The following is a 22,171-nucleotide window of genomic DNA, read 5'->3' on the forward strand; positions in this document are numbered from 1 at the left end:
TAATAAAGGCATACTCCGAAGTATTAATAAAATTTATGCTTTTGAGTATGCCAGATTTATCTAATAATTATGGTAGGTGATAATTGTGCAAGACAGAATTAAAGTATTAATAGTAGATGACTCTGCCCTTATGAGAAGGGCCTTGAAAGAGATAATCATGACTGACTCAAGTCTTGAAGTGGTGGGTACAGCAAGGGACGGTCAAGACGCTATTGAAAAGGTACATGAATTGAATCCGGATGTGATTACTATGGATATTAATATGCCAGTTATGGATGGGTTAACTTCTATGCAATATATACAGAGTGATTATCCTCAAATGCCTGTTTTAATGGTAAGTTCTCTTACTGAGGAAGGTGCAATGACAACCTTTGAAGCTTTAGAACTTGGTGCCTTTGACTATGTTGCAAAACCCTCAGGAACCGTATCTTCCAATATTCATATAGTTGGAAGAGAGATAATAGAAAAGATAAAGCTGGCTTATAAAAGTGTAAATAAGAAAAGTATAAGGGATAGAGTACAAAGACGCAGTAGCGTTACTCCTACAAAGAGATATGCAGACGTAAAGAAATCAGAGTATAGAAAAGACACTAAACTGTCAAAGGTAGTGGTTATAGGTATTTCTACAGGTGGCCCGGGAACTCTTATGGAGGTACTGCCATTGCTTCCAGAGGATCTCAAAGCCGCTGTAATCATCATACAACACATGCCACCCTCTTTTACATCTTCTTTTGCAAAAAGATTAGATGGTGCCTGCCGCATTCCAATTAAGGAAGCAGAGCCAGGTGATGTTCTCCAAAATGGCAGAGGATATCTTGCTCCTGGGGGATATCAATTGGTGATTAGAGGGGACGGTGGTACCTTAAGACTCCCAAGTACTCCTAAAACAATTTTTATGCCATCAGTGAATGTAACAATGGAATCTGTGCTGGAGTCTTATGGTGGGAAAAATGTAATTGGGGTTTTAATGACAGGCATGGGGGACGATGGAGCTGATGCCATGGTAAAGATACGACGTGCTGGAGGTTTTACCATCGCTGAGGATGAATCTACTGCAGTGGTTTTCGGTATGCCAAGGGAAGCAATAGAAAGAGGCGGTGCAGAAATAGTACTACCCTCTTATAAGATAGCAGATGCAATAATAAAAGCGGTGAAAAGAGCTTAGGTTACAAGATTTTTATTTATTGTAGGGGGGTTCTAATGAAGTATAAATATAAGATTCTGATAGTTGATAAAGAGGAAGAAGAGTTATCTACACTTAAGAAACGATTGGAGCAAGAAGGCTATAAAGTTGAAACTACTAAAAGCGCTATTGATGCTTTTAAAAAAATTAAAGGTGACAAGTACCACATTGTACTAATAGATATTGAAATGCCAGAAATGGATGGGCTTGGGCTCTTAAGAGAAATAAAAAAATATGATTCAATGACTCAGATTATAATGATGACACAACATTCAACTATGGATAAAATACTAGGCTCCTTAGAATATGGAGCTAATGATTATATATATAAACCTTTTGAAAGTGAGGAGTATGTGATGAATATCATTGATCATTCAGTGCAAAAACTAGAAAGGTGGAGAGAGGCTATAATACAAATTGTTAAATAATTTTAGGGGGTGAGTTTAGTGGATGACATGATGCAGTTATATATGGAAGAAACGGAAGATATGCTCCAAAGGGCAGAAGAATGCATCATAAGACTTGAAATGGAATACTCAGGCCTTGACGTTAATGAGTTATTCAGAATAGCACATACTATAAAGGGTTCTTCTCACATGGTAGGATATGAGGATATTGGGAACCTTATGCATAAAATTGAAGATATGCTGGATTGTGCAAGAAACGGCTCAATCCTCTTTGACAAGAGTATAGTATCTCTTTGTTTCGAAGGTTTGGATACCGTTAAAAAGATGCTGTTATATAAAAATGAGCAGGGGTCTAAGGAAATTATGGAGAGTCTTGAAAATTCTGCAACCAGAATTAAAGAAATGGTTGAAGTATTTATAAGAGTTAATAAAAAGGAAGTGGAAAAGACTGTTATAGAGAAGCCTGAGCTTGGAATTATTTCTTTTCACTTAAGTAAAGAGTCTAAGGGGGAAAATAAGTATTATATAACCTTCTTTTTTGAAGAGGATGCACCTATGGTATCCCCTGTAATACTAATGATATTAAATTGTGTGGGCGATATTGGAACTCTTGTATATTCAAGTGTTGGTGACGATTATTTTTCAGAAGGCTCCTGTAATAATGATATAAAAGCTTTTGAAATTATTATAACCACAGATATTGATGAGGCTGAATTATATACACATTTTACCTTGTTTTATATCGAAAAAATAAATATAGTGGATTTAAGCAGAAGTAAGGTGGAGCAAAAGGATTATAGCTTTATTGATGATGACTGTACCTTGTACCTGATTATTCTAAAGGCATTTATGAAACTACATAAAATAGCATTCAATCTGTCTAAGGAATTTAAAACAGATAAAGAAGATGTTGACATAATGACGTCTTTACACAGCCGAGCTGTTGATGCCTTTGGTGATATGAAAAATAAAAATATGATTAGCGAGTGTATAGCGCATTTCAATGAATTATATAGCAATATCATTAGGATATATGAGGGAGAAGTGGAGGCGGATGAAAAACTTTGCTACTCTATCCAAGCTCAAATAATAAATGAAATGGAAGTGCTCTATAATAAAATAAAAGGCAAATATATTGTAAATATTTTCAAATTAGAAGGAGACAACTTTATCAGTAGACTTAAGGAGTTTATTGAAAAGTTGAACAAGTCTGCAACTTTAGTACTTCTTATAGATTTAAGCAAGCTGTCAATATTGCATGAAAATGAAGTTAAGGATTTCATAGAGATAAAAAAACACCTAGAATCCCAAGACATAGAGGTAGGTATTATAGCAGAGGGTCCTAATGTTAGACGTATAATTAATATCTTTGATTCTATAAAATCCATTGAGGAATTTAATGTATTCGTGTCGGAGCGCCATGCAATTTCAGAAGTTTTTCAGTCTGAGAAATTTTTCAATAGAATTAGTGAAAAGGTAAAGGAGGTGAAGCATGAATAATGATTTAAATCTATTTAATGAAAAAGAAATGAAGGCACTTATAGAAGGACTTTTAGTAGAAAAGGAAAGGTACCGTCAGGAGAAGCTTGCACAAAAAATCGGCAGTATGAAACATGAACGAAGTGCTGAGCTTGCTTCTGACCTGCTCTATTCAAAGGATGCGTACATAAGGAATATTGCTATTGAGATATTAATAACACTTTCAGAGAAGTCATTACCGATTTTAAAAGTAAAACTTTTAGATAAGGACAGAAATATACGAAAATTCGCATTAGATGCTTTAAAATATATAAAGGGAAGACAAAGCGCTGAGATTGCTTTGGAAGCTCTTGAGGATGAGGATGAGAATGTTGTGGAAGCAGTTTTGGAAGTTATTGCTGAGCATCAATATAAAGAGGCTGAGAACAAACTTTGTGAAATCCTAAAAAAGACAAGTAGTGTGTGGATTATTAATGCACTTTTAAGGACCGTTGGAAGTCTGGATTTAAAACATTTATTGGAGTGTATGGAGGAGAAAATTTTTTCTGTGAATGCAACTGATATAGAAAAAAATATTTTAGTGAATACCTACATTAGGACCCTTGGGAGTTTAGGTTCATACCGTGATATTGACTCTATCATAAATAAATACACAAGAGATTTTGTGATAGATGATTCAAATCTGATTTTTGCATTAAGCAGTCTGATATCAAAAATTGAAGTGTCCAAGCTTCCTGAAGTACCTGTTAAGAAACTTGAATTAATTTTAAGAGAGCACTTAGACTATCATAATTCAGAACAAATACTTGTCTTTGTTGCTGCCTTAGTAAAACTACAGTTGAATTTTTTTCTTGATGATATGGAAGAAATCTATAATTTTAATAAGGGTGAAGAATTCTTCAAAGAGAACATTTATGAGCTTATTCAAGAACTTCAGAATATCCCTAAAGATTTTGTGTATAAGATATTAGGATGCAAAGATACGGAATTAGTACTGATGGGCCTTAAGCTAATTCATAAAAAACAGATACAGGGATTTAATAAATTAGTAGAGGAATTATGCAATTCCAGAGACAGAGACATATCCATATTAGCTATTTCTATTATTACAGATATTCATTCATATAAAAATACATTATTGCTTGAAGAGTTGTCTGACTTCTATGAAGAAGCCGCTGTAGCATCAGTTGAAAATATAGATACTACAGACAACCTCGATATTGAGGGCATTCTTTTAAAATTGGAGAATAAAAGTCCAAAGGTCAGGAAAGCAGTAGCCCAAAAGCTTGTTTCAATTTCTTATGATGTAAATATTAAATTGCTCCAGGAAATAGTGAAGCGAAACACCGGGGAAGAAGGTATTGAGGCTTTGGAAGTTTTATTTAGAATTGATGCTAGTATGGGCTGGAATTTTATAAACTCTAGAATGGATGACATGAATGAAATTGTTAGGGCCGGTTTGGTAGACATTGTTAAGTGGTCTGAAGATGATGGGTTTTACGATTTTATGACTACAATGATTAATGACCCATATCCATTGGTTAGAAAAAGGGCTATAAAAGTCTTGAATAGTAGAATTAATGATAGGAGTCTTAACCTATTGAAAAAACTCTATGAGGATGAAAGTGATACTGTAAACAAGATGGAAATTATCTCTAATTTGTACAGATTTAATAATGATACTGTGTTAAATATTATAAAGGATGCCGCCTATAGCCTCGATACCCTCACAAGAATAGCAGCCGTTAAAGCATTGAGTTTTATGAAAAGCAGAGAGGCAATTAGTGTACTGGAAAGAATGCTAAGTGACAAGGTTGAAGAAGTCATTGAAGCTGCCACTCAAGCTTTGTGTAAAAATGAGGTGGTGGAATGATATTATCAGATGAACTATTTGATAAGTTTATAAAATTGATTTACAAAAGAACAGGATTACATTACGAATATAATAAAAAGTATTTTGTGCAAAAGAGGATTGAGAAGCGTGCCGAATTACTGGAAATGGTAGATTTAAATGAGTATTTTATGATATTAAAATTTACAAATGACTCCTCTGAGTTTTATAAACTAATCAACGATCTTACTGTAAACGAAACTTACTTTTTTCGTGATTTTCCTCAATTGCGTAATTTTGCAGAGGATGTATTGCCTATAGTTACAAAAGAAAAAGAAAACAGCAAAAAAATTAAAATATGGTGCGCAGCCTGCGCTACAGGAGAAGAACCTTATACCTTGTTCATTATTCTTCAAGAAATGCTTGAGAGGTCAGAGGAATGGGAAATTCAGATACTTGCTTCCGACATAAACACTGAAGTGCTACAAAGTGCAAAAATGGGGATTTATGAAAGTAGAGCTATAAAGGATGTTCCTCCTGAGTACCTGGAGAAATACTTCACAAGGCGAAATGACAAGTACCTTGTTAATCTGAATGTGAGAAAATCAGTAACTTTTAAACGAATTAATCTGATGGATGAATATGAGATGAATAATATTAACGGTTGTGATTTTATATTTTGTCGTAACTGTTTAATATACTTTGATGACGAGTCAAGAAAAAATGTTTTAGCTAGCTTTTATGAGTCCTTGAATCCCGGTGGCTTTATGTTCCTTGGACACTCAGAATCTGTGGGGCGGATTTCTTCTGCCTACAAGGTTAAAAGAATAGGGGACACCATAACGTATTCAAGGCCTAAATGAGAGGAGGAGAAGTTCAGTGAAAAACCCTAAAAAGAAAATACTGGTGGTGGACGATTCGGAAATGGTAAGAAATTTCCACAGCTATATAATAAAAATGTTTGGTTATGAGGTGGAAACTGCGGAAAATGGGATTGTAGCCCTTGAAAAGCTTCTTAGTGATGAATATCAACTACTAGTAACAGATATAAACATGCCCAAAATGGATGGATACGAACTTATAAAAAATGTACAGGAACATGGTATTGCTATTAAAGTTATTATAATCTCCACTGAGGATGAGTATGAATCAAAACTCATGGGAACGGAACAAGATAATAGAATACAAATGGTAAAACCTACGGATCCTGAAAAATTAGTAAGAACTATCAAAATGCTTCTTCAAGGCTAAGGGGTGAATATTATGTGCAGTAGAATCTATATAGAAGATATCCATATGTTAAAAATGTTTATTGATGATTGGGTGAAATATCTTGATGGACTTGAGAAAGAAATACTGAAACTGGAACTTCACTCAAAAGATAGCCAAATACTCAATAATATTTTTGAATGCGTCCACAGTATAAAGAGCGGTTCTTCCTTCGTAGGGCTTAGGAGCATTACAAGGTTAAGTTATGAGGTTGAAATTACACTTGATGCTATAAAAGATTTAAAAGTGACTGTAAACACTGGGCTTATTGATAGTATACTTTTGTATGTAGACTTTTTATCTGCTTATATAAAAAAGCTGTTTGAGGTACTAAAAAAGCGAGATTTTAGGTCTGAAAATGGTGTGATGTATCTGGAACTTAAATATGAGCAGAGGGAAGAGGATATACTTGAAATTTTAAAGCTAGCCTTTGTAAATTGCGAAGTGAAAAGCGATGAATACATTAATACTGGGGAACAACAACCATTGGAGAATGAGATAAGCTTAGATATTTTAGAATCAGAGGAATTTAAGGAAGGACTAGCTTATGGAATCAAAGAGCAGTTTCTCATTGAAAGCACAGAAAATATTGAGAGAATGGAAAATGATTTATTAATAAGACTTGATACCACTAGCAATGACAGGGAGGCCATCAATGAAATATTCAGAGCTGTCCACAGTATCAAAGGTGGAATAGGAATATACCTTGCAGTTACGAATCCACAGAGTAGTCTTTATGCGGGTCTAAAGAAATTTTCCAAAGTTGTACATACTTTTGAAAGCCTGCTAGCTTTGGTAAGGGATAAGGAATGTAAGTTTGAAAAAAATCTGGTTGATTTAAGTTTTATTATGATGGATTATTTAAAGTCTTTTATGAGTTCTGTTGATTCAGAAGAATTTAATGCAGTGTATGATAAGGGAATCATTGAAAAAATCAAAGAACAGATATCAAATGTTGAAAAACTATCTACCCCCTTAGGAAAAAGTGCTGTGGCAATAATCGGGCAAGATGCAGGTAAGACTGAGGATATAAAGTCAAATGGTAGCGTACCGCAAAGCATTCGGGTTAATGAAGATAAGCTTGATAAAATGATGAATACTATTTCAGAGCTTATAATTGCGAAAAATTCCTTTATGCATATATCTGAAAAATTGAATCTGGAGTATGATCTACCAGAAATGTCCAAGGAAGTAAAGCAGGTAGGAGCATATGTTAATAGAATCTCTGATGAACTTCAGAATGCAATTATGTCTATAAGAATGGTAGAAATTAAAACAGTGTTTCAAAAAATGCCCAGAGTTATAAGGGATATTGCTCAGAGTACTGGTAAAAGGATGGAATTATACATGGAGGGTGAGAGCACAGAAATTGATAAAACAATTATCGAGCAGATCAGCGATCCATTAGTACATTTAATAAGAAATTCTGCAGATCACGGCATTGAGGATCCAAATGAGCGTCTATTTAAAGGTAAGCCAGAAACTGGAAGCATTATACTTAGGGCTTATAATAAGAACAAAAATGTGTTAATTGAAATAGAAGATGACGGAAAAGGAATAGATTCAGAGAATGTAAAACAAAAGGCGATTGATAAAGGCCTAATCACTGAAAAAGAAGCTGAAGTGATGAATAAAGATCAATTGATAAACCTTATTTTCCTCCCAGGCTTCAGTATGGCAAAAAAGATTACGGAAGTATCTGGTCGTGGGGTTGGAATGGATATAGTAAAAAGTAATATATCTAAAATCAATGGAAAGGTTACAATTGAAAGTGAAGTGGATAAAGGAACAAAGATGATTATTCGATTACCACTTACACTGGCAGTCTCACGAGGTTTGATTGTGGAAGTAGAACGCGAAACCTACATTTTTCCTTTGGAGTATATAGTTGAAACCGTAAAAATTAGTAGAAATAGCATTCATGAATTTAATGGGAAGTTTTTTACCTATTTAAGGGGAGAGGCAATTGGAATTGAATGGCTCAGCAAGCTTTTTCTAACGGGGGAGAGGAATACTGAAAATGAAGAAGTAAATGCTATAATTTTATCTAATGGCACTGTAAATTATGCAATCGCCGTGGATAAGCTTAAAAATGAACAGGAGTTTGTAGTAAAGACATTAGAGGGGCATCTAGCTTCTATTCCAGGCATTTCCGGTTCAACCTTACTTGGAAATGGGCAAGTGGTCTTAATTGTAAATCCTGTTGATATATTGAAATTTGTGGAAAATTAAAAATTTACTGCCTTTAAAAGGAGGTTCAGTGGAATGGATGAAAAACTTCAGAAATACGCCGTATTAAATAATAAAGGAGGTGTGGGCAAAAGCACTATTGCAGTGCATATTGCACATGGCCTCGCTATAAGGGGAAAAAGAGTATTGCTCATAGATATGGATGGACAAAATGACGCCAGTCTTTTTCTTGGATTTACTTCAGATGATTATAAAAAGAGTTTATATGATATTATAGTTAAACATGATAACATAACTCTTCGCGAATGTATATTGAGTGCAAGGGAAAATTTGGATTTACTCCCTTCAAAATATATTAATCGAATCAATGAAGAACTTTATAAAGAACCTGATATAAGCTCATTTTTAAAGGATAAACTTATGGACCTAGAAAAGCTTAGCTATAATTATGTGATTGTGGATTGCGGACCACAGCGAAGTAAAATTAATGATGCGGTTTTACATTTTGTTGATGGTATTATTGTGCCGGTTCAGGTAGAAGCTGCTGCTGTAAGAGCCATCGGAAATATTTATGAGTACCTTTCAGACTTGAACTTAGACGAGCGTATGATTTCTATGGTAGTACCCAATATGTTTGATCAGAGAACCAGTGATGGAAAGGAAAATTTAGAGTTCATGAAGGAATTTTTTGAAGATACTGATGTATTAACAGCACCTATTTACAGAAGAATTAAAATTACAGAAAGTGGTAAGATGGGAAAAACAGTTTTTGAATGTGATGAAGAGTCCTCCAAGCAATTTCAGCATATAGTGGAAAGGCTGGTGGGTATACATGGCAGGAAAGGTTAGTAAAAATAGTTCTGATAATTTTGAAAAGATAAAAAAGGAAATGACTGCAAAAAAACAAAAGGCCAAGATACAAAAAAATCTGGTAAATATACAATTAGATATAGAAAAAGGAAGTCAAGAATATATTGATCCAAAGGTGCAACAGGGAAAGAAACAAACTATTATAGCTGTAAAGAAAATTGAAGTGATAGTTTTTAAGGTGGAAGAAGAAGAATTTGCATTAAATATATCCAATATAAAAGAAATAATTAGGATTCCAGAACTGATAAAGATTCCTAATGTACCAATGTATATAACTGGTTTATGTAGCCTAAGGGGCGATTTGCTACCTGTTATTGACTGCAGAAAATTGTTCGGTATTCCTCACAAGGAATTTGACGACAGCAGTAGAATTATTGTTACAGATATGCATGGTAACAAGGTAGGACTTTTATGTGATAAGGTTACTGAAGTAATAACTGTTGAGGGGTCAACTATTAAAGAACCACCAAGTAGCATTAAGGGAATTGATGGTGGAGTTATAAATTCTATTCTCATACTTAATAATGGGAAAAGGGTGGTGATGCTTGTTGATGCTGAGAAAATTACAAAAGCTTGCGATCTTAAGGAAATGACGAATGATGGACATACACCTTTGGAAAGTTTAAAAGTTTTACAAACCAAAGAGGATGAAGAAGACCAAATCATTATATTTAATATTGGCATAGGCGAGTATGGGGTAAGTATTAATCATGTAAAAGAAATAATCAGGTTGCCAGATATCATGAAGGTACCTAATACGCCAAGCTTCATTGAAGGAATGTTTTCTATCAGAAATAAGCTTCTAGCGGTGGTTAATCTAGGAAAACTTCTTGGTATGGATTGTAACCAGCCCGAGGAGTGCAGTCGTGTGGTAATTATAAACAATGGTAGCTTTTCCTTTGGAGTAATAGTTGATAAAGTATCACATGTAATGGTGGTTGCGAAGAAATTATTTAAAAAAAGTAGTGATATTGCCAGTAGTTCCTACGTTAAAGGAATTTATAACCTAAATAAGGGTAAAAGGCTGATAATGATGTTGGAACCTCTAAAACTAATTAGTTCAGAGGAAGTGAAAGGAATTTCGCAGGTTGATCACATGGAAACAGTAAATGATAAATCATTACATGTGGCTGAAGAAGACAATGATTTTGAGCATATAGTAGTTTTTAAACTAGGAGCGGAGGAGTATGGAATAGAAATTAATAATGTACAAGGGATCAACAGAATCAGTGAAATCTCTCATTTGCCCGGTGCTCCAGTTTTTATTACCGGCATGGTTAATTTACGAGGAGATATAATACCAATACTAAATCTTAGAAAATTGTTTGATATTCAAGATTTAGGTATATTTGGGGCATCCAAATTCTTAGTTGTAGAGTTCAAAAATAACAAAGTAGGTATTATAATAGATTCCACTTCTGAGGTATTAAGGTTTTCAAAAAGTTATTTGGAAGGGGCCAAAGGTGTATTTGATAAAAATGATAGTTATATAGATAAAATAGCAAAACTAGATGATGGAAAAAGAATTGTTTTAATTTTGAATCTTAAAGAAGTGTTAGGCTTTATGTAAAAAGGCGAGGCACAATGAGAAAGACTTATTAAATAAGCAACCAAGTCTTAGATTGAGGAGAAGCCGTTATGAGGATATTAATAGCTGAAGATGATGCAATAAGCAGAATTTTCTTGTTTAAATTTTTAAAAAGGTATGGGGAATGTGATATTGCTGTAGATGGGTTTCGGGTACAGCCGACATACGTGTATATGTCGGCTGTACCCGGTCTTGCGTCGCGATATACATTGATATTGGAATAGCAACAAGTCCAAAGGAAATAACTGTTTTATGAGCTATAGCCATTAGTAACACCTCACTTTTATATCTAGTATAACCAAAACATAATCCCTTTATAAGCGGTAGGGGTTGATTATTGTACACTTTAAGATGTGAAATAAAAAAACTCTGAGATATTGCACCCAGAGTATACTGAACTTGGGTGTTTTTGCCTATCCCCCCGAAAAGGTAAGTTAGTGTGTTTTTATATCGGAGGATAGACTACAAGTAAGTATTTTTTTGACTACCCCTACTAGGGGTATGAAGAACATAGCTGCTAGCAACCGCAAACCGGAATCCTTATATTGGGAATTCGTTAATCACCTCATTATAAGCCTCTTGAGCTTCAGTAATTGATAATTTTGAATATATTTCAAGGGTTTTTCTGCTTTCGTGACCTGAATATGGTTGTATCAAAGCATCGTCTATGCCTTGTTTTTTTAGCCAGGTAAACAAGAAATGCCTTAATTTATGGGGAGATATCATTGTTTTTAAACCAGCTTGCACAGAATATTTTTCTAAGATTTTTCTTATGCCACGGTCTGTATATTTCTTTTTCCATGACGATTCAAATAAATAGGTGGCATTATTTTTCAGATTATTGTTACAATGTATACCAAGTACCTCTTTAAATCCCTCTGGGAAAGGAACCACACGATCCTTATTACCCTTACCTTGATTAATTTTTATCTGACAGTTTAATAAATCTATATCACTAATCTTTATGTTAACTAACTCACTGACTCTAACACCCGTATAAATCAAAACCTTGATAATTAGCATGTCCTGAAAATTTTTGGAATTCCATACTACTTTATAATAATTTTTTATTTCATCCTCTGTTGGCACATACGGTAATTTTCTTGCGTTTCGTGGAACCTAAATTTCTAATTCTTCTCTAAGATACTTGAATAAACTTTTCAAATAATTATAGTCAGGTCTTTCTTTACGAAGATATTTTGCAAGTTCCTTTGCTTTTTTTTTGAGAGCTGTTCTTTGTAATTTAGTAGACATTTTTTTTCACCCCCAAATGTATCCGTTTATCCATATCTAAGTTAAAATTACCATAGGGATTAACATGGCTATAAATTAATGGCGTTATAGCTCTAAAATCTTCTTTTTCCATACTATTAACCACTCTTTCTCAGATAAAATATCTTGAATCAATAATGTATTAACATATACCATACAGTTTTGTATTAAATGGAGAGCCAAAGCTGATATTTCCTGGTCTTCAATATTATTAGTTGAAAATTCACGACCTCTTGCGCAAAAAATAAAATTATTTGCACTATTCCAATTTTCAATAACATTTAATCCTTGGTTAATTTCTATTCGCATTTCTTCTGACATAACATATCTGCAAATAAATATAGTTTTTATTGCTCTTCCAAGCTCACTTAATGCCTGGTATGTGGGATGCTGAAGATTATTTTTAGTAAATTTTTTTAAAATAGATTCTGCATCAGCAGTACCAAGTCTTAATGCTGTTGCGTATTTTACCATTTGATCATATTGCTGTCTAATTAATTCCCAATTAATCGGTTTCTTTTTCATAACAAGTTCAATGTTCGAATAATCTTCATCACTTATTTCAGGTTTATACAGTTTTTGTTTGTTGATATTTTTGATACGAGGCATTAGCTTGAAACCAAGCAAACAACTGAACGCAAAGGCTACTTCACTTTGTCCATGTGTGTCAACATAGTTTTTTTCTATACTCATGTCAGTACAATGTCTAAGAACACCGTAAGTAGCAGAAGCAACCTCTGACGATGAACAAGATTTCACTTGAGAATATACACATAAAGACTTTTTCTCAACATGCCAGTAAATCATAATTCCTCGGCCATGATATCTGTTATGCCACTCTGCCCTTAAATTTTGGTCCCATGCTCCAAATTTTTTAGAATCTGATGCACAAGTTGTTGTCGCACTCCCCCAAATATTTTCACTGCGAATTTTCAAAGTAGCATTTACTACTTCAGCAATTGCAGCTCTTAAATTATCCTTGTTTATGAACTTTCTTTTTATGTACTCCAAATCCATATAGTTTTCATCTAAACCCTTTGAAGAAACAGCTTTTAGTCCCATATTTGTTCCCATTCCATAAAGAGAGACTAACAAACGTTTTCTTATAATTTCTCGGGTTAACCTTTCTTGAGTTGCGCTAGTTTTTAAATGTTTTGTGAAGTCAATTCTTAAGTCAGCTTCTTTAAAAACATCTAATAAATTCAAATCAGGCCAACGATTTGATATTTCACGTTTCAATTTCAAAAGATTTTTTGCCTCTGGTTGTTTTGGAGATGGCGAAATTTTTATTCTTCCATTTCCTATATCTAGGATTTTAACCTTTTCATTTTTAGGAATAGTCTTATTTAGCTTAGATAAAGAATCTTTCATAGATGATTTTATCTTTTCAATAAAGTCATTTACATCTAAAAGCTGATTTATTGCTAAGTAGTATTCCTCTTTTTTTATATCAAAGTCCTTTGGAAGATCCTCATCAGGGTTCCTGTATTTATCAGCGCCACTTATCCAAACCTCTCTGCAGCGAAGCTTATCCTTTAAAGCCTGCAAGGCACACAATTCATAGTTAGCTCTCTTAATTCTAAGTGCGTTATTTTTCCCCGATTTATCTTCTATCATATCTTTCCACATAGGTCTAACAACACCCTCAATGGGAACTATTTCATCCTTTGAATAATAACGTGATTTTGAATCTAAATACTTCTTTATAAGTTCTATTGCCTTTATTATAGGCTTATATTTATCATTATTTGAATTGAAATTCAACGCATTTATTATATCCGGCAAAATACGCCTATAATGCCTTTGATAGGAAGATCTCATGTTATTATAATTTTTCTTATTTAATATATCATCACTCTTATTTTCTAACTCATTAATTAAATCCTTTAATTTTTGCTCATCTGCTATTGGATATATTAGGTCGCACGTCTTAGCTTCTGGGATCTCTACAACAGCTTTAGCAATTTTTAAAAGTAATTTATTTTTATTCCTAGTATAATTTGTGCTCTCTGCAAGTTCCTTTTTTATTTTTCTATTTGCACTTGTGTCTAAATTATTCAATATTTTTATAAGTAAATCCACTAAATTATCCTTAATCTCCATTGATTTAAAATGAAAAAATATAGCTAATAGACCATTTCTCATGGCATCCGGATGCCTTTTAAATTCGCTGATATTTTCAGCTTTACTGCGTTTATAGTACTTTTTTAAATACTTAGGCGGTACCTCCTTGAAAATATCTTCTGGTATCATCATACCTTCAATAGTTTTTAATTTATTAGATTCATTAAAAACACTTTTAATATTTGCACCGTCAGGATCAATATTGAAATCATTAAACCATATTATTTGTTCCATGTTGTTATTTTGTGATTCAGTAGCAAGGAACAAGTCGAAATTTTTGATAGTTTCAACTGTCAACTTATTAAAAATACTTTCAAAGATATTATTTTCATATGTATTTATAGCTGAACTGACTATTCTTTCTATTCTTTCTGGTGTGGTTGGTTCTATTTTTAGTTCCTTGAATTGCTTATATACTTCATTTTTAACTAATTCATAATCATCATTTTTAGGGAGGACGTTACTCAAAATCCATATTTTAATCGTATTATAGTCCTGAACGGTACACTCTCTAAATAAGAAGAGCTCTCTAATTTGCTTTCTGTGATTAATTATTGACTTTCCATTCCAATCATAATCATTATAACAAGAGCTATCTACTCCAATTTGTTCAGAAATATAACAAATAAGTTCATTTGAAATTTCAAACTTGGAATATGGGAAACGTCCATTATTTTGAAAGAATTTATAAAGAACTGCAAAACCTATTTTTGTTTCTACTTTTCTATTATTATTTACAAAATCTATTTCTATCTCACTAAATTTAAAGCTCTGATCAATTTTATTATTAGATTCCATATATCACCTTTCGAAAGTTCCTATAATGTCAAGAGTAGGAACTTTTTCTGGTATTAGCATAGCATATAGCCCAAAAATACTCAATTAAACGCTTTAAATACACCTAAGTTCAAGTTCCAAAATAAGATTCGGAACTTTCATATATGGAAAATCAAAAATTTCCTATTGCTTCTGGTGACAGCTATGTTCTTCATACCCCTATTAGGAGATTATAGCAAATTTAGCTATTTTATGTCCAGATAATAACATTTAATACTTTTGGTGTTGAATTATACAAATTTATGTAGTATAGTAATAATTAAGGTATTACCTTATATTTCTAAAAAAATATTATAAACAAGGGAGTGAATTATTAATATGCATAAGAAAATAATTGCATTATGTTTAGTTTGTAGTGTATTTGGTAGCACTACTGCTTTTGCAACTACAAATACCAAGTCTACACTAAATAATAACAATTCAATTCAGGCTACTACTAGCACTATTGTACCACCAGCTGTAACTCAAGCTGTACCTCAAACGACACTTGAAACTGCACCTTCTGAATTAATTGGATTAGACAAATATATAACTAGAAATTCTAATGGAACATTAACATTAGATGTAAGTAAGGCTATTAAAAGCAGTTATCAAAGTAAAACTGTTAATGGGTTAGCAGCACATCTTGATGTTTTAAACAAACTTATTAAATCTGGTGAATTAGTAACTGATAATAATTTAAATATAAATATAACAAATAAAGCTACTACTAACAGTGATTTATCTGCTGTAACTATGGCGGCAGACGTAGGCGTTACAGTTACACATTATTTTTGGTGGGGATATAACAGATATTTAAGTAATAATACCGTTCATAAAGTAGTTGGTAACTTAAATGGGATAGGTGGTGTTGGAGGAACTTACGGGGCAGTATGCGGAATTATAGGTGTAGTAAGTCCAGTATCCCTTGTAGCAGAAATCTTAACAAGTGGCTATATACTATTACTTGCAAATAGAATAGATACTAATAATGTTGGTCGAGGTGTTTGTATTCACATGGCTAATGAGATGGTTTACACAGTTGTTTCACAATAACATTATAAAGGAGACATAATATGGGGAATATTTCATCTACTATAGGATTTATAGTTGTTATAATTCTTGCTATATTTGGGCAAAAACAACCAGCTAGCAAGTATAAAGGACTTCTAACTAAATTTTGTAATTGCTGTAATCATGGTTATTCTTGCTAGATATGTTCTTTTAACGTTAAATATATCTATATTTAGACTTTGTCTCATTGGGAAAAATAACAAATAATCCATAAAATACCGTAAATTCAGTTATGAATATTACGGTATTTTATGGATTATTTGTTTTTAGTAGTTGTAATGCTTAATTAGAATATTGTATATTATAACGCATTAATGATTTGAGTATATCATATACATAAGATAAGCAAATTGAATAATCACTATTAAAAAGAAACTGATAAGCATTGTAGTTTTCTTTTGTTTATCAATATTTTCTCCATTCTCAATAATTCGTCTATTTACAATGCCTACTATTGTTAGTAACAATATAAAGGCATATGCCCTTTCGCTTATTGCATACATAACCATAATGAAAGTAATTATATTTATAACAACTACCGATATTACTGGGTTTTTACATATCATTGACTTCATAATCTTTCCCCCCCACTAATTCATAATATTTTACAATGCCGACTTAAATCTATAGAAATTATAGCACATTTTGTATATATTTACATTATTATATTCCTACAATGGTAAATATATTCAAGTTTGAATTTTAAAAGCATTGCTTTTAATAGCCTCCAAATCCTCATTAGCTAATGATTTTTACAGATTGCATATAATTTTGATTTCGGTTGGTCAAGAAGATATTCTCTTCTGCTAAAACTTTTAACCCCATCTTCTTCGTCAAACTTGAAATATTTATTGCTTGTTGCTATCCGTATTTTTTCTGTTTGGGCTTTTAAAATGCCTATGTACCTTGTTGAAGGCTTTGGCAATACCAGTTCTTTTTTATTGATGTCGGCAACAGTATATTCCCTCTCTGTATTTACTATTAGGGGTAGTGCTCGCAAAACGCGGAAAATATACGTTAAGACAGTTATTACCAAAAATATGCTTTATCAAAAAATTCCGAGTTAGAACTAATACCTAATAGTTCTAACTCGAAAAAGAATATAACATCAGTGTAAAGCATTGATATATCTAGGGTTTAATCACTAAATGATAAAGCTCTTATTTTTTTGCTCAAAACGAGTTAGTTAAAGTATACTTATAGGGTGTTTTTGCCCATCCCCCCGAAAAGGTGGAATAGGCAAATTATCCAAGGAATTTTTAAAATATTATCAAAGTGATTCATATTCTTTAACTCTTCTATAAAAAGTATTATTTTTCATGTCAACAAGCTCCATAGCTTTTACAGCAGTTATATTCCCTTGCTTCCACTTCCTATAAACATCTTTAAAGTTTTCATCAATGGGTATTTTCTTTCTTCCAAATTTGATTCCTTTTTTCATAGCAATGCTAATGCCTTCCTTTTGTCTTTCTTTTATTCTTGTACGTTCATCCTCTGCCATATAACTTAATAGCTGCAGTATCAAATCAACAATTAAACTTTCTATACCTTTCATATCCTTATATTTTGTTGTATTAAGCAAAGGCATATCTAAAACAATTATATCAATTTCTTTATTTTTTATAAGCTCCTTCCACTCATCCAAAAGCATTTGCTTATTTCTTCCTAATCTATCAAGCGATTTGATGTATAAAATATCACCACTTCGAAGAATACGCTTCATTAACTGATATTCAGGTCTTTTAAAATCTTTACCACTGGCTTTTTCTATAAATATATATTCATCCTGTATTCCAAGTTCTTTAGCTGTAGCAACTTGTCTTTCTAAAGATTGGTCTTTACTACTTACCCTTGCATAAAAAAAACTTCTCATCCTATATAGCTCCTTATTAAACTTTATATGAAAATCATAATAATACTTCAATAAGTATACAATCTATTTGAAGTGTTTCATATATAAAAATGTTGAAGTTTTGACATATAAAAAGTATAATAATATCACCATTTCAAAAAGTGTACTTTGTGAAATAGTCCTTATTCCGTATTTTGGATGGAATGGGCAAAAACAACCAAATTGAATTAAGTCCATTGCTACTGTTTTAAAAGCAATGGATGTATTAGGTGCTATTTTAGTACTGTGATTATTTTTGTGTTATAACATCAATGTTTATATTATAATAAATACAAATATTGATTAAGGGGAAGAGGTGGACTATGGCAATACGTGATGTATATCCAACAAAGTATTATAGCAAAGAAGGTTTTGTAGAGCATAAATTTGAAATCAATGAAGAGGACTTGCAAGAGATTATAGAGGATTATTTGATGCGAAATTCTGAACTTGATTTTGATGAAGTCGAAGTCGTCAATAACCGCCCAATGAATATATGGCTTTATGCTAAATGTAGAAAATATATTGATCCAGATAATCCAGAAGAAGATGAAGCACTACATGAGGCCGAAGTAGAAATAGATGGTGACTATGACGGGAATCCTACATAATATTCATACCAGGATGTTTTGCTTATTCAGCCTTTTCGGGGGGATGGGCAAAAACACCCAATTTATACAGTGATAATCATGCTTCAACACCTAACTCATCTGTAAATGTTATTATTGGTCTTTTGATTTTAAAAGAGATATTCCAACTTTCTATGGAGATGTTGTTTGTATTAATTCTTCAATAACCATTTAAAGAAAAAAAATTAGCTATAAAATTATTAAATCTCATAGCTTGAAAAGATAGTTGTTAGAATTAGTAACAAGGTTTAATAGTTTGGAGTATATTGGATAACTCTTCATTAATTCTTCATACACGCTAGTTTTAGTTGGTAAAAGATACTGAGGATAAAGATTGTTGCTTTTAGGTTTAATCACATTTACTAAATGCAAAAGTAGTATACAATATTACATTTAATATCATAAACTTAATTATATAGAAGAATACAACGATACTTTTGCTTAAATTATATTTACATATTATAGTAAGGAATTATTACAATATATAAAGATAAATTATGATTCATTGTATATGATTATTAATCCCCAAGAATCCATATTAACGTATATATGAAATTTTTTCTTTTTCTAACGCATCTTTAAGCCATCTTGGATGCATTGGCAAAAGATTTTTTGGTAAACAATTAAAATCAAAGTAATCTACATCTAATGTTTCTTCACTATTTTTAATTAAATTACCTCCAACAACTTCACATTCGAAACAAGTGGTAATAAAATGACTCACTTCACCGTTGGGATATGGAAAAACTTGTGAAACTGGGTCAGAATAAACTCCTATTAATCGGTTAACTTTAACTATTAGACCAGTTTCCTCACAAATTTCTCTGATTATTGCATCTTCTACGCTTTCTCCAGGTTCAACGTGCCCCGAGGGAATACCCCACATCCCATTATCTACACGTCTCATTAAAAGAACTTGCTCCGACTTATCAAATACAATGCCTGCCACCCCTGCTTTAACACCGTCACTTGGCCATAAAAAAGAAGGCGAAATCCATTTTTTTATGCTTACATTACTATCAAATAAATTCTTTAAGTTTTGAATCGTGGCATCTGGATTACGGAAATCTCTGACTGATGGAAATTTATTTGTCTTTTCATCTGATACTAAAATAGCTGGTATTCCTACCTGATGTGCTCCTAAAACATCCGTATATGGATTGTCTCCAACCATTACTATTCTAGATGACATTTTTAAATTTTCAATGGTTTTATTAAACATGTATGGATAAGGCTTTCCTATAATTATAGGTCTCTTTTCTGTTGCTACTCGAATCGCCTCTACAATTGTTCCAACTGCTGGTAAGGGTCCCTCGGCACTTGGAAAGGTTCTATCAGTGTTTGTCCCAACAAATTTTGCACCATTATTAATTAATCTCACTGCTTTCTTAATATCACGAACGGGTACAGCCGACATACATGTAAAAATGAGCCACATCATGGATAATAGTTCCATGATGTGGCTTTAAAGGTGTTTTATTTGAAAATTAACGATATATTTCACAAAGTATACCCTAATGACACTATTAAAATATGTTTCATTGGGGTTATAAAAAGAATATATGAAATGTTTCAAATACAAATAGACTTGGTGCAACACCTATAAAACAATACATAGCCACATATTGGATATTAATTCCATCATGTGGCTCATTTTTACTCGTATGTCGGCTGTACCCGCTAATAGCTCCATTTGTTTGCTATGATCAATTCTAATGCTTAGTAGTTCATCACTGCTCTCTTTGCTATCTTTTTGTACTACAAGTAAATCTTCGTAAACTTTTTGTAATTCTTCTTTTTGTTCTATAATACTACTTTCTTTATCTGATAACATGTTTTTATATTTATTCTTTAGTTCTTCAAGCTCTATGTCTTTATTTTTTATCAAATTGTTGCTACCATCTGCAATACTTATAAAAGAATTTAATATTGCTTCCAAATTACTTTGTATAATGGGTAGTTTTGCCTATCCCGCCAAAAAGGTATATTAGGTGCAAAAGATATTATTAATACGGATTTTAGGTGTTTTGAAAGTTACACAATATACTTGTGTAACTTTCACTTTCCTTAGTTACCAACGATTTTTTGTATTCTGATATAGAATATCAATTTGAATGTTACTTATTATTAATATTTGATTATATTATGTAACATATTACTTTTAAGTACCAAAGGATGCTGTTATAGCCTCATATTAACATACTAACTTACCTTTTCGGGGGGATAGGCAAAAACACCCAAATTAGATGCTCTTCCAAACGGAGCAATAATAATAGAAGAGTATATGAGAACTAGTGCTGAGGGAGTATATACAGCAGGAGCGTGTTGTGTGGTAGCTATAACTCAGCAAAGGATAAGAGCTATATACCACTAGCAACAAATGCAGTTAGAATGGTAACCCTTGTAAGAACCTTGCAAACTTATATTTGTGGTGTCCACATGAACCCCTTCAACCTTTACATTATGAATTCTATGTAAGTATATATATTCGACATAATTTAATAAATTTATTGTAAATGTAATTCATTAAAAGTGTTTTTATATAGTCGGAAGAGGAATTATATACTTGCTCATAAGTCTCTAAACAATATATAATTGACATTTAGAATGATATATATTACAATAAGCAATATAAGGAGGTTTTGTGATTGAAAAATAAACGTATGAAAATCGCTCGTGTAGAGTGCGATTTGTCACAGGAACAACTTGCGGAAAAGGTAGGAGTCACAAGACAGACAATTAGTATGATAGAAACAGGAAATTATAATCCATCACTTAATCTTACCATTACCATATGCAATGTATTAAATAAAACATTAAATGATTTATTTTGGGGGGAATGAAAATGACAAACAATAACATTAAAGAAGATGAAAGAGTTGTGGAGCTACAACGAAAAATAGGTAGCGATACATATCAATTAGTATCTATTTTTTTATTAGCTTCTATAGTGTATAAGCAATTTATATTAATTACACCTTTTAGCAGTTATATGACAGAGCTTATTGCGTTTTTAGGTGGTTCAGCCTATGTTGTTTTTAAAAATATCATGATAGGTAATGACATTAATGCTTATTGTGTTATTGGTACAAAAAATCCTACAATAATAAAATACCTATTCTCCAGTTTAATTTCGAGTCTAACCATTACAACACTTTTAGTAATAAATGATTATACAAGATATCAGCAAAATAAAGAAAGAATATTCATTATTTTTTTGTGTATGTTTTCTTATTGGTTTTTGAGCCATTGGGGATTGAATCGACTTTCAAAAAAACGTGTGGATAAAATTGCTAAACAATATGAAGATAAATAAAAAGGTGCTAATTTACATGGCAGTTGGCGTGTAAATTAGCACCTTTTATCTAAACATAAGACCTTTAAATATTCCGTTTTTCAAATACTAAATAACCTACAAGCAGAATATTATAGAATATATAGCCGATAAACCTAACGGAAATGCAAGTGTTGTACCTTCAATAGTCTCTCCCACAGCAACAAAGCTAGCAAACCCAAGTTTATTGTAATCAAGCCTATAAGTACTTACA

At 32.3% G+C, this 22,171-nt stretch carries 22 protein-coding genes and 1 pseudogene; 15 read left to right on the forward strand and 8 right to left on the reverse strand.

Annotated elements, in window-relative coordinates; all coding sequences use genetic code 11:
• Positions 1–85: 85 nt before the first annotated feature.
• The 9 genes from KPL51_RS04985 to KPL51_RS05025 are packed head-to-tail and all read left to right on the forward strand — an operon-like array spanning position 86 to position 10,799.
• The gene (locus tag KPL51_RS04985; RefSeq protein WP_224853871.1) at positions 86–1,165 is read left to right on the forward strand and encodes a protein-glutamate methylesterase/protein-glutamine glutaminase; all 1,080 of its coding nucleotides are present in this window, start codon (positions 86–88) and stop codon (positions 1,163–1,165) included.
• Between the two features lie 35 nt (positions 1,166–1,200).
• Positions 1,201–1,611 carry a response regulator gene (locus tag KPL51_RS04990; RefSeq protein ID WP_216158093.1) on the forward strand — a complete coding sequence of 137 codons (411 nt, stop codon included), beginning with the start codon at positions 1,201–1,203 and terminating at the stop codon, positions 1,609–1,611.
• A gap of 27 nt (positions 1,612–1,638) precedes the next feature.
• Positions 1,639–3,090, forward strand: a complete 1,452-nt coding sequence (locus tag KPL51_RS04995; protein ID WP_224853896.1) for an Hpt domain-containing protein — start codon at positions 1,639–1,641, stop codon at positions 3,088–3,090.
• Positions 3,083–4,942 carry a HEAT repeat domain-containing protein gene (locus KPL51_RS05000; protein ID WP_216158097.1) on the forward strand — a complete coding sequence of 620 codons (1,860 nt, stop codon included), beginning with the start codon at positions 3,083–3,085 and terminating at the stop codon, positions 4,940–4,942. Before KPL51_RS04995 ends, KPL51_RS05000 begins: the two co-directional genes overlap by 8 nt.
• Positions 4,939–5,763: a CheR family methyltransferase gene (locus KPL51_RS05005; protein WP_216158099.1), complete on the forward strand. Its 825-nt coding sequence runs from the start codon at positions 4,939–4,941 to the stop codon at positions 5,761–5,763. Before KPL51_RS05000 ends, KPL51_RS05005 begins: the two co-directional genes overlap by 4 nt.
• 16 nt (positions 5,764–5,779) lie before the next feature.
• Entirely contained in the window at positions 5,780–6,151 is a 372-nt protein-coding gene (locus tag KPL51_RS05010) for a response regulator (RefSeq protein ID WP_224853867.1), read from the forward strand.
• A 12-nt stretch (positions 6,152–6,163) separates the two neighbouring features.
• Positions 6,164–8,401, forward strand: coding sequence for an Hpt domain-containing protein (locus tag KPL51_RS05015; protein ID WP_216158101.1), 2,238 nt, complete (start codon positions 6,164–6,166; stop codon positions 8,399–8,401).
• A 33-nt stretch (positions 8,402–8,434) separates the two neighbouring features.
• A complete protein-coding gene (locus KPL51_RS05020; RefSeq protein WP_216158103.1) occupies positions 8,435–9,208 on the forward strand; it encodes a ParA family protein in 774 nt (257 codons plus the stop codon).
• Complete coding sequence (locus KPL51_RS05025) at positions 9,192–10,799, forward strand: chemotaxis protein CheW (protein WP_216158105.1); 1,608 nt, start codon at positions 9,192–9,194, stop codon at positions 10,797–10,799. The genes KPL51_RS05020 and KPL51_RS05025 overlap by 17 nt, the downstream gene beginning before the upstream one ends.
• Before the next feature lie 558 nt (positions 10,800–11,357).
• Here the strand turns inward: KPL51_RS05025 and KPL51_RS05030 are convergent.
• The 3 genes from KPL51_RS05030 to KPL51_RS05035 form a co-directional block, all read right to left on the reverse strand.
• A complete protein-coding gene (locus tag KPL51_RS05030) occupies positions 11,358–11,906 on the reverse strand; it encodes a tyrosine-type recombinase/integrase (RefSeq protein WP_224853864.1) in 549 nt (182 codons plus the stop codon).
• A 30-nt stretch (positions 11,907–11,936) separates the two neighbouring features.
• Positions 11,937–12,071: a hypothetical protein gene (locus tag KPL51_RS23955; RefSeq protein ID WP_263628300.1), complete on the reverse strand. Its 135-nt coding sequence runs from the start codon at positions 12,069–12,071 to the stop codon at positions 11,937–11,939.
• A gap of 84 nt (positions 12,072–12,155) precedes the next feature.
• Positions 12,156–15,011, reverse strand: coding sequence for a Tn3 family transposase (locus KPL51_RS05035; RefSeq protein WP_224853861.1), 2,856 nt, complete (start codon positions 15,009–15,011; stop codon positions 12,156–12,158).
• Positions 15,012–15,368: 357 nt separating this feature from the next.
• On the opposite strand from KPL51_RS05035, the gene KPL51_RS05040 reads away from it, so the two are divergent.
• Complete coding sequence (locus KPL51_RS05040; RefSeq protein ID WP_216158107.1) at positions 15,369–16,085, forward strand: hypothetical protein; 717 nt, start codon at positions 15,369–15,371, stop codon at positions 16,083–16,085.
• Positions 16,086–16,105: 20 nt separating this feature from the next.
• Positions 16,106–16,243 (forward strand): hypothetical protein, encoded by a 138-nt coding sequence (locus KPL51_RS05045; protein ID WP_216158109.1) that lies wholly within the window; start codon positions 16,106–16,108, stop codon positions 16,241–16,243.
• Positions 16,244–16,414: 171 nt separating this feature from the next.
• On the opposite strand, the gene KPL51_RS05050 is transcribed toward KPL51_RS05045, so the two are convergent.
• From KPL51_RS05050 to KPL51_RS05060, 3 genes are all read right to left on the reverse strand, one after another.
• Positions 16,415–16,678, reverse strand: coding sequence for a hypothetical protein (locus KPL51_RS05050; protein WP_216158111.1), 264 nt, complete (start codon positions 16,676–16,678; stop codon positions 16,415–16,417).
• Positions 16,679–16,845: 167 nt separating this feature from the next.
• Positions 16,846–17,028 carry a hypothetical protein gene (locus tag KPL51_RS05055; protein ID WP_216158113.1) on the reverse strand — a complete coding sequence of 61 codons (183 nt, stop codon included), beginning with the start codon at positions 17,026–17,028 and terminating at the stop codon, positions 16,846–16,848.
• A 345-nt stretch (positions 17,029–17,373) separates the two neighbouring features.
• On the reverse strand, positions 17,374–17,976 hold the full coding sequence (locus KPL51_RS05060) for a recombinase family protein (RefSeq protein WP_216158115.1): 603 nt from the start codon (positions 17,974–17,976) through the stop codon (positions 17,374–17,376).
• Between the two features lie 341 nt (positions 17,977–18,317).
• Here KPL51_RS05060 and KPL51_RS05065 point away from each other — a divergent pair, with 341 nt between their 5' ends.
• Positions 18,318–18,605, forward strand: coding sequence for a hypothetical protein (locus tag KPL51_RS05065; protein ID WP_224853856.1), 288 nt, complete (start codon positions 18,318–18,320; stop codon positions 18,603–18,605).
• 556 nt (positions 18,606–19,161) lie between these two features.
• Here KPL51_RS05065 and KPL51_RS05070 read toward each other — a convergent pair.
• Both KPL51_RS05070 and KPL51_RS05075 read right to left on the reverse strand, forming a co-directional pair.
• A complete protein-coding gene (locus KPL51_RS05070; protein WP_224853852.1) occupies positions 19,162–20,064 on the reverse strand; it encodes an HAD-IA family hydrolase in 903 nt (300 codons plus the stop codon).
• A gap of 159 nt (positions 20,065–20,223) precedes the next feature.
• On the reverse strand, positions 20,224–20,511 hold the full coding sequence (locus tag KPL51_RS05075; RefSeq protein ID WP_216158117.1) for a hypothetical protein: 288 nt from the start codon (positions 20,509–20,511) through the stop codon (positions 20,224–20,226).
• A 351-nt stretch (positions 20,512–20,862) separates the two neighbouring features.
• Here KPL51_RS05075 and KPL51_RS23365 point away from each other — a divergent pair.
• From KPL51_RS23365 to KPL51_RS05085, 3 genes and pseudogenes are all read left to right on the forward strand, one after another.
• Positions 20,863–21,029, forward strand: a pseudogene (locus tag KPL51_RS23365) (FAD-dependent oxidoreductase); the annotation flags it as partial.
• Positions 21,030–21,271: 242 nt separating this feature from the next.
• Positions 21,272–21,466 (forward strand): helix-turn-helix transcriptional regulator, encoded by a 195-nt coding sequence (locus tag KPL51_RS05080; protein WP_216158119.1) that lies wholly within the window; start codon positions 21,272–21,274, stop codon positions 21,464–21,466.
• A gap of 2 nt (positions 21,467–21,468) precedes the next feature.
• Positions 21,469–21,939 (forward strand): DUF6773 family protein, encoded by a 471-nt coding sequence (locus KPL51_RS05085; RefSeq protein ID WP_216158121.1) that lies wholly within the window; start codon positions 21,469–21,471, stop codon positions 21,937–21,939.
• Positions 21,940–22,171 lie beyond the last annotated feature (232 nt).

This window comes from Clostridium bowmanii, assembly GCF_018861315.1.
GTDB lineage: Bacteria > Bacillota > Clostridia > Clostridiales > Clostridiaceae > Clostridium_AD > Clostridium_AD bowmanii.

Bases quoted from the DNA above. Each gene is read 5' to 3' on its own strand.
- KPL51_RS04990 (WP_216158093.1), top strand. From the start codon at position 1,201: ATGAAGTATAAATATAAGATTCTGATAGTTGATAAAGAGGAAGAAGAG.
- KPL51_RS04995 (WP_224853896.1), top strand. From the start codon at position 1,639: ATGATGCAGTTATATATGGAAGAAACGGAAGATATGCTCCAAAGGGCA.
- KPL51_RS05000 (WP_216158097.1), top strand. From the start codon at position 3,083: ATGAATAATGATTTAAATCTATTTAATGAAAAAGAAATGAAGGCACTT.
- KPL51_RS05005 (WP_216158099.1), top strand. From the start codon at position 4,939: ATGATATTATCAGATGAACTATTTGATAAGTTTATAAAATTGATTTAC.
- KPL51_RS05015 (WP_216158101.1), top strand. From the start codon at position 6,164: ATGTGCAGTAGAATCTATATAGAAGATATCCATATGTTAAAAATGTTT.
- KPL51_RS05020 (WP_216158103.1), top strand. From the start codon at position 8,435: ATGGATGAAAAACTTCAGAAATACGCCGTATTAAATAATAAAGGAGGT.
- KPL51_RS05025 (WP_216158105.1), top strand. From the start codon at position 9,192: ATGGCAGGAAAGGTTAGTAAAAATAGTTCTGATAATTTTGAAAAGATA.
- KPL51_RS23955 (WP_263628300.1), bottom strand. From the start codon at position 12,071: ATGTCTACTAAATTACAAAGAACAGCTCTCAAAAAAAAAGCAAAGGAA.
- KPL51_RS05035 (WP_224853861.1), bottom strand. From the start codon at position 15,011: ATGGAATCTAATAATAAAATTGATCAGAGCTTTAAATTTAGTGAGATA.
- KPL51_RS05040 (WP_216158107.1), top strand. From the start codon at position 15,369: ATGCATAAGAAAATAATTGCATTATGTTTAGTTTGTAGTGTATTTGGT.
- KPL51_RS05045 (WP_216158109.1), top strand. From the start codon at position 16,106: ATGGGGAATATTTCATCTACTATAGGATTTATAGTTGTTATAATTCTT.
- KPL51_RS05050 (WP_216158111.1), bottom strand. From the start codon at position 16,678: ATGAAGTCAATGATATGTAAAAACCCAGTAATATCGGTAGTTGTTATA.
- KPL51_RS05060 (WP_216158115.1), bottom strand. From the start codon at position 17,976: ATGAGAAGTTTTTTTTATGCAAGGGTAAGTAGTAAAGACCAATCTTTA.
- KPL51_RS05065 (WP_224853856.1), top strand. From the start codon at position 18,318: ATGGCAATACGTGATGTATATCCAACAAAGTATTATAGCAAAGAAGGT.
- KPL51_RS05070 (WP_224853852.1), bottom strand. From the start codon at position 20,064: ATGATGTGGCTCATTTTTACATGTATGTCGGCTGTACCCGTTCGTGAT.
- KPL51_RS05085 (WP_216158121.1), top strand. From the start codon at position 21,469: ATGACAAACAATAACATTAAAGAAGATGAAAGAGTTGTGGAGCTACAA.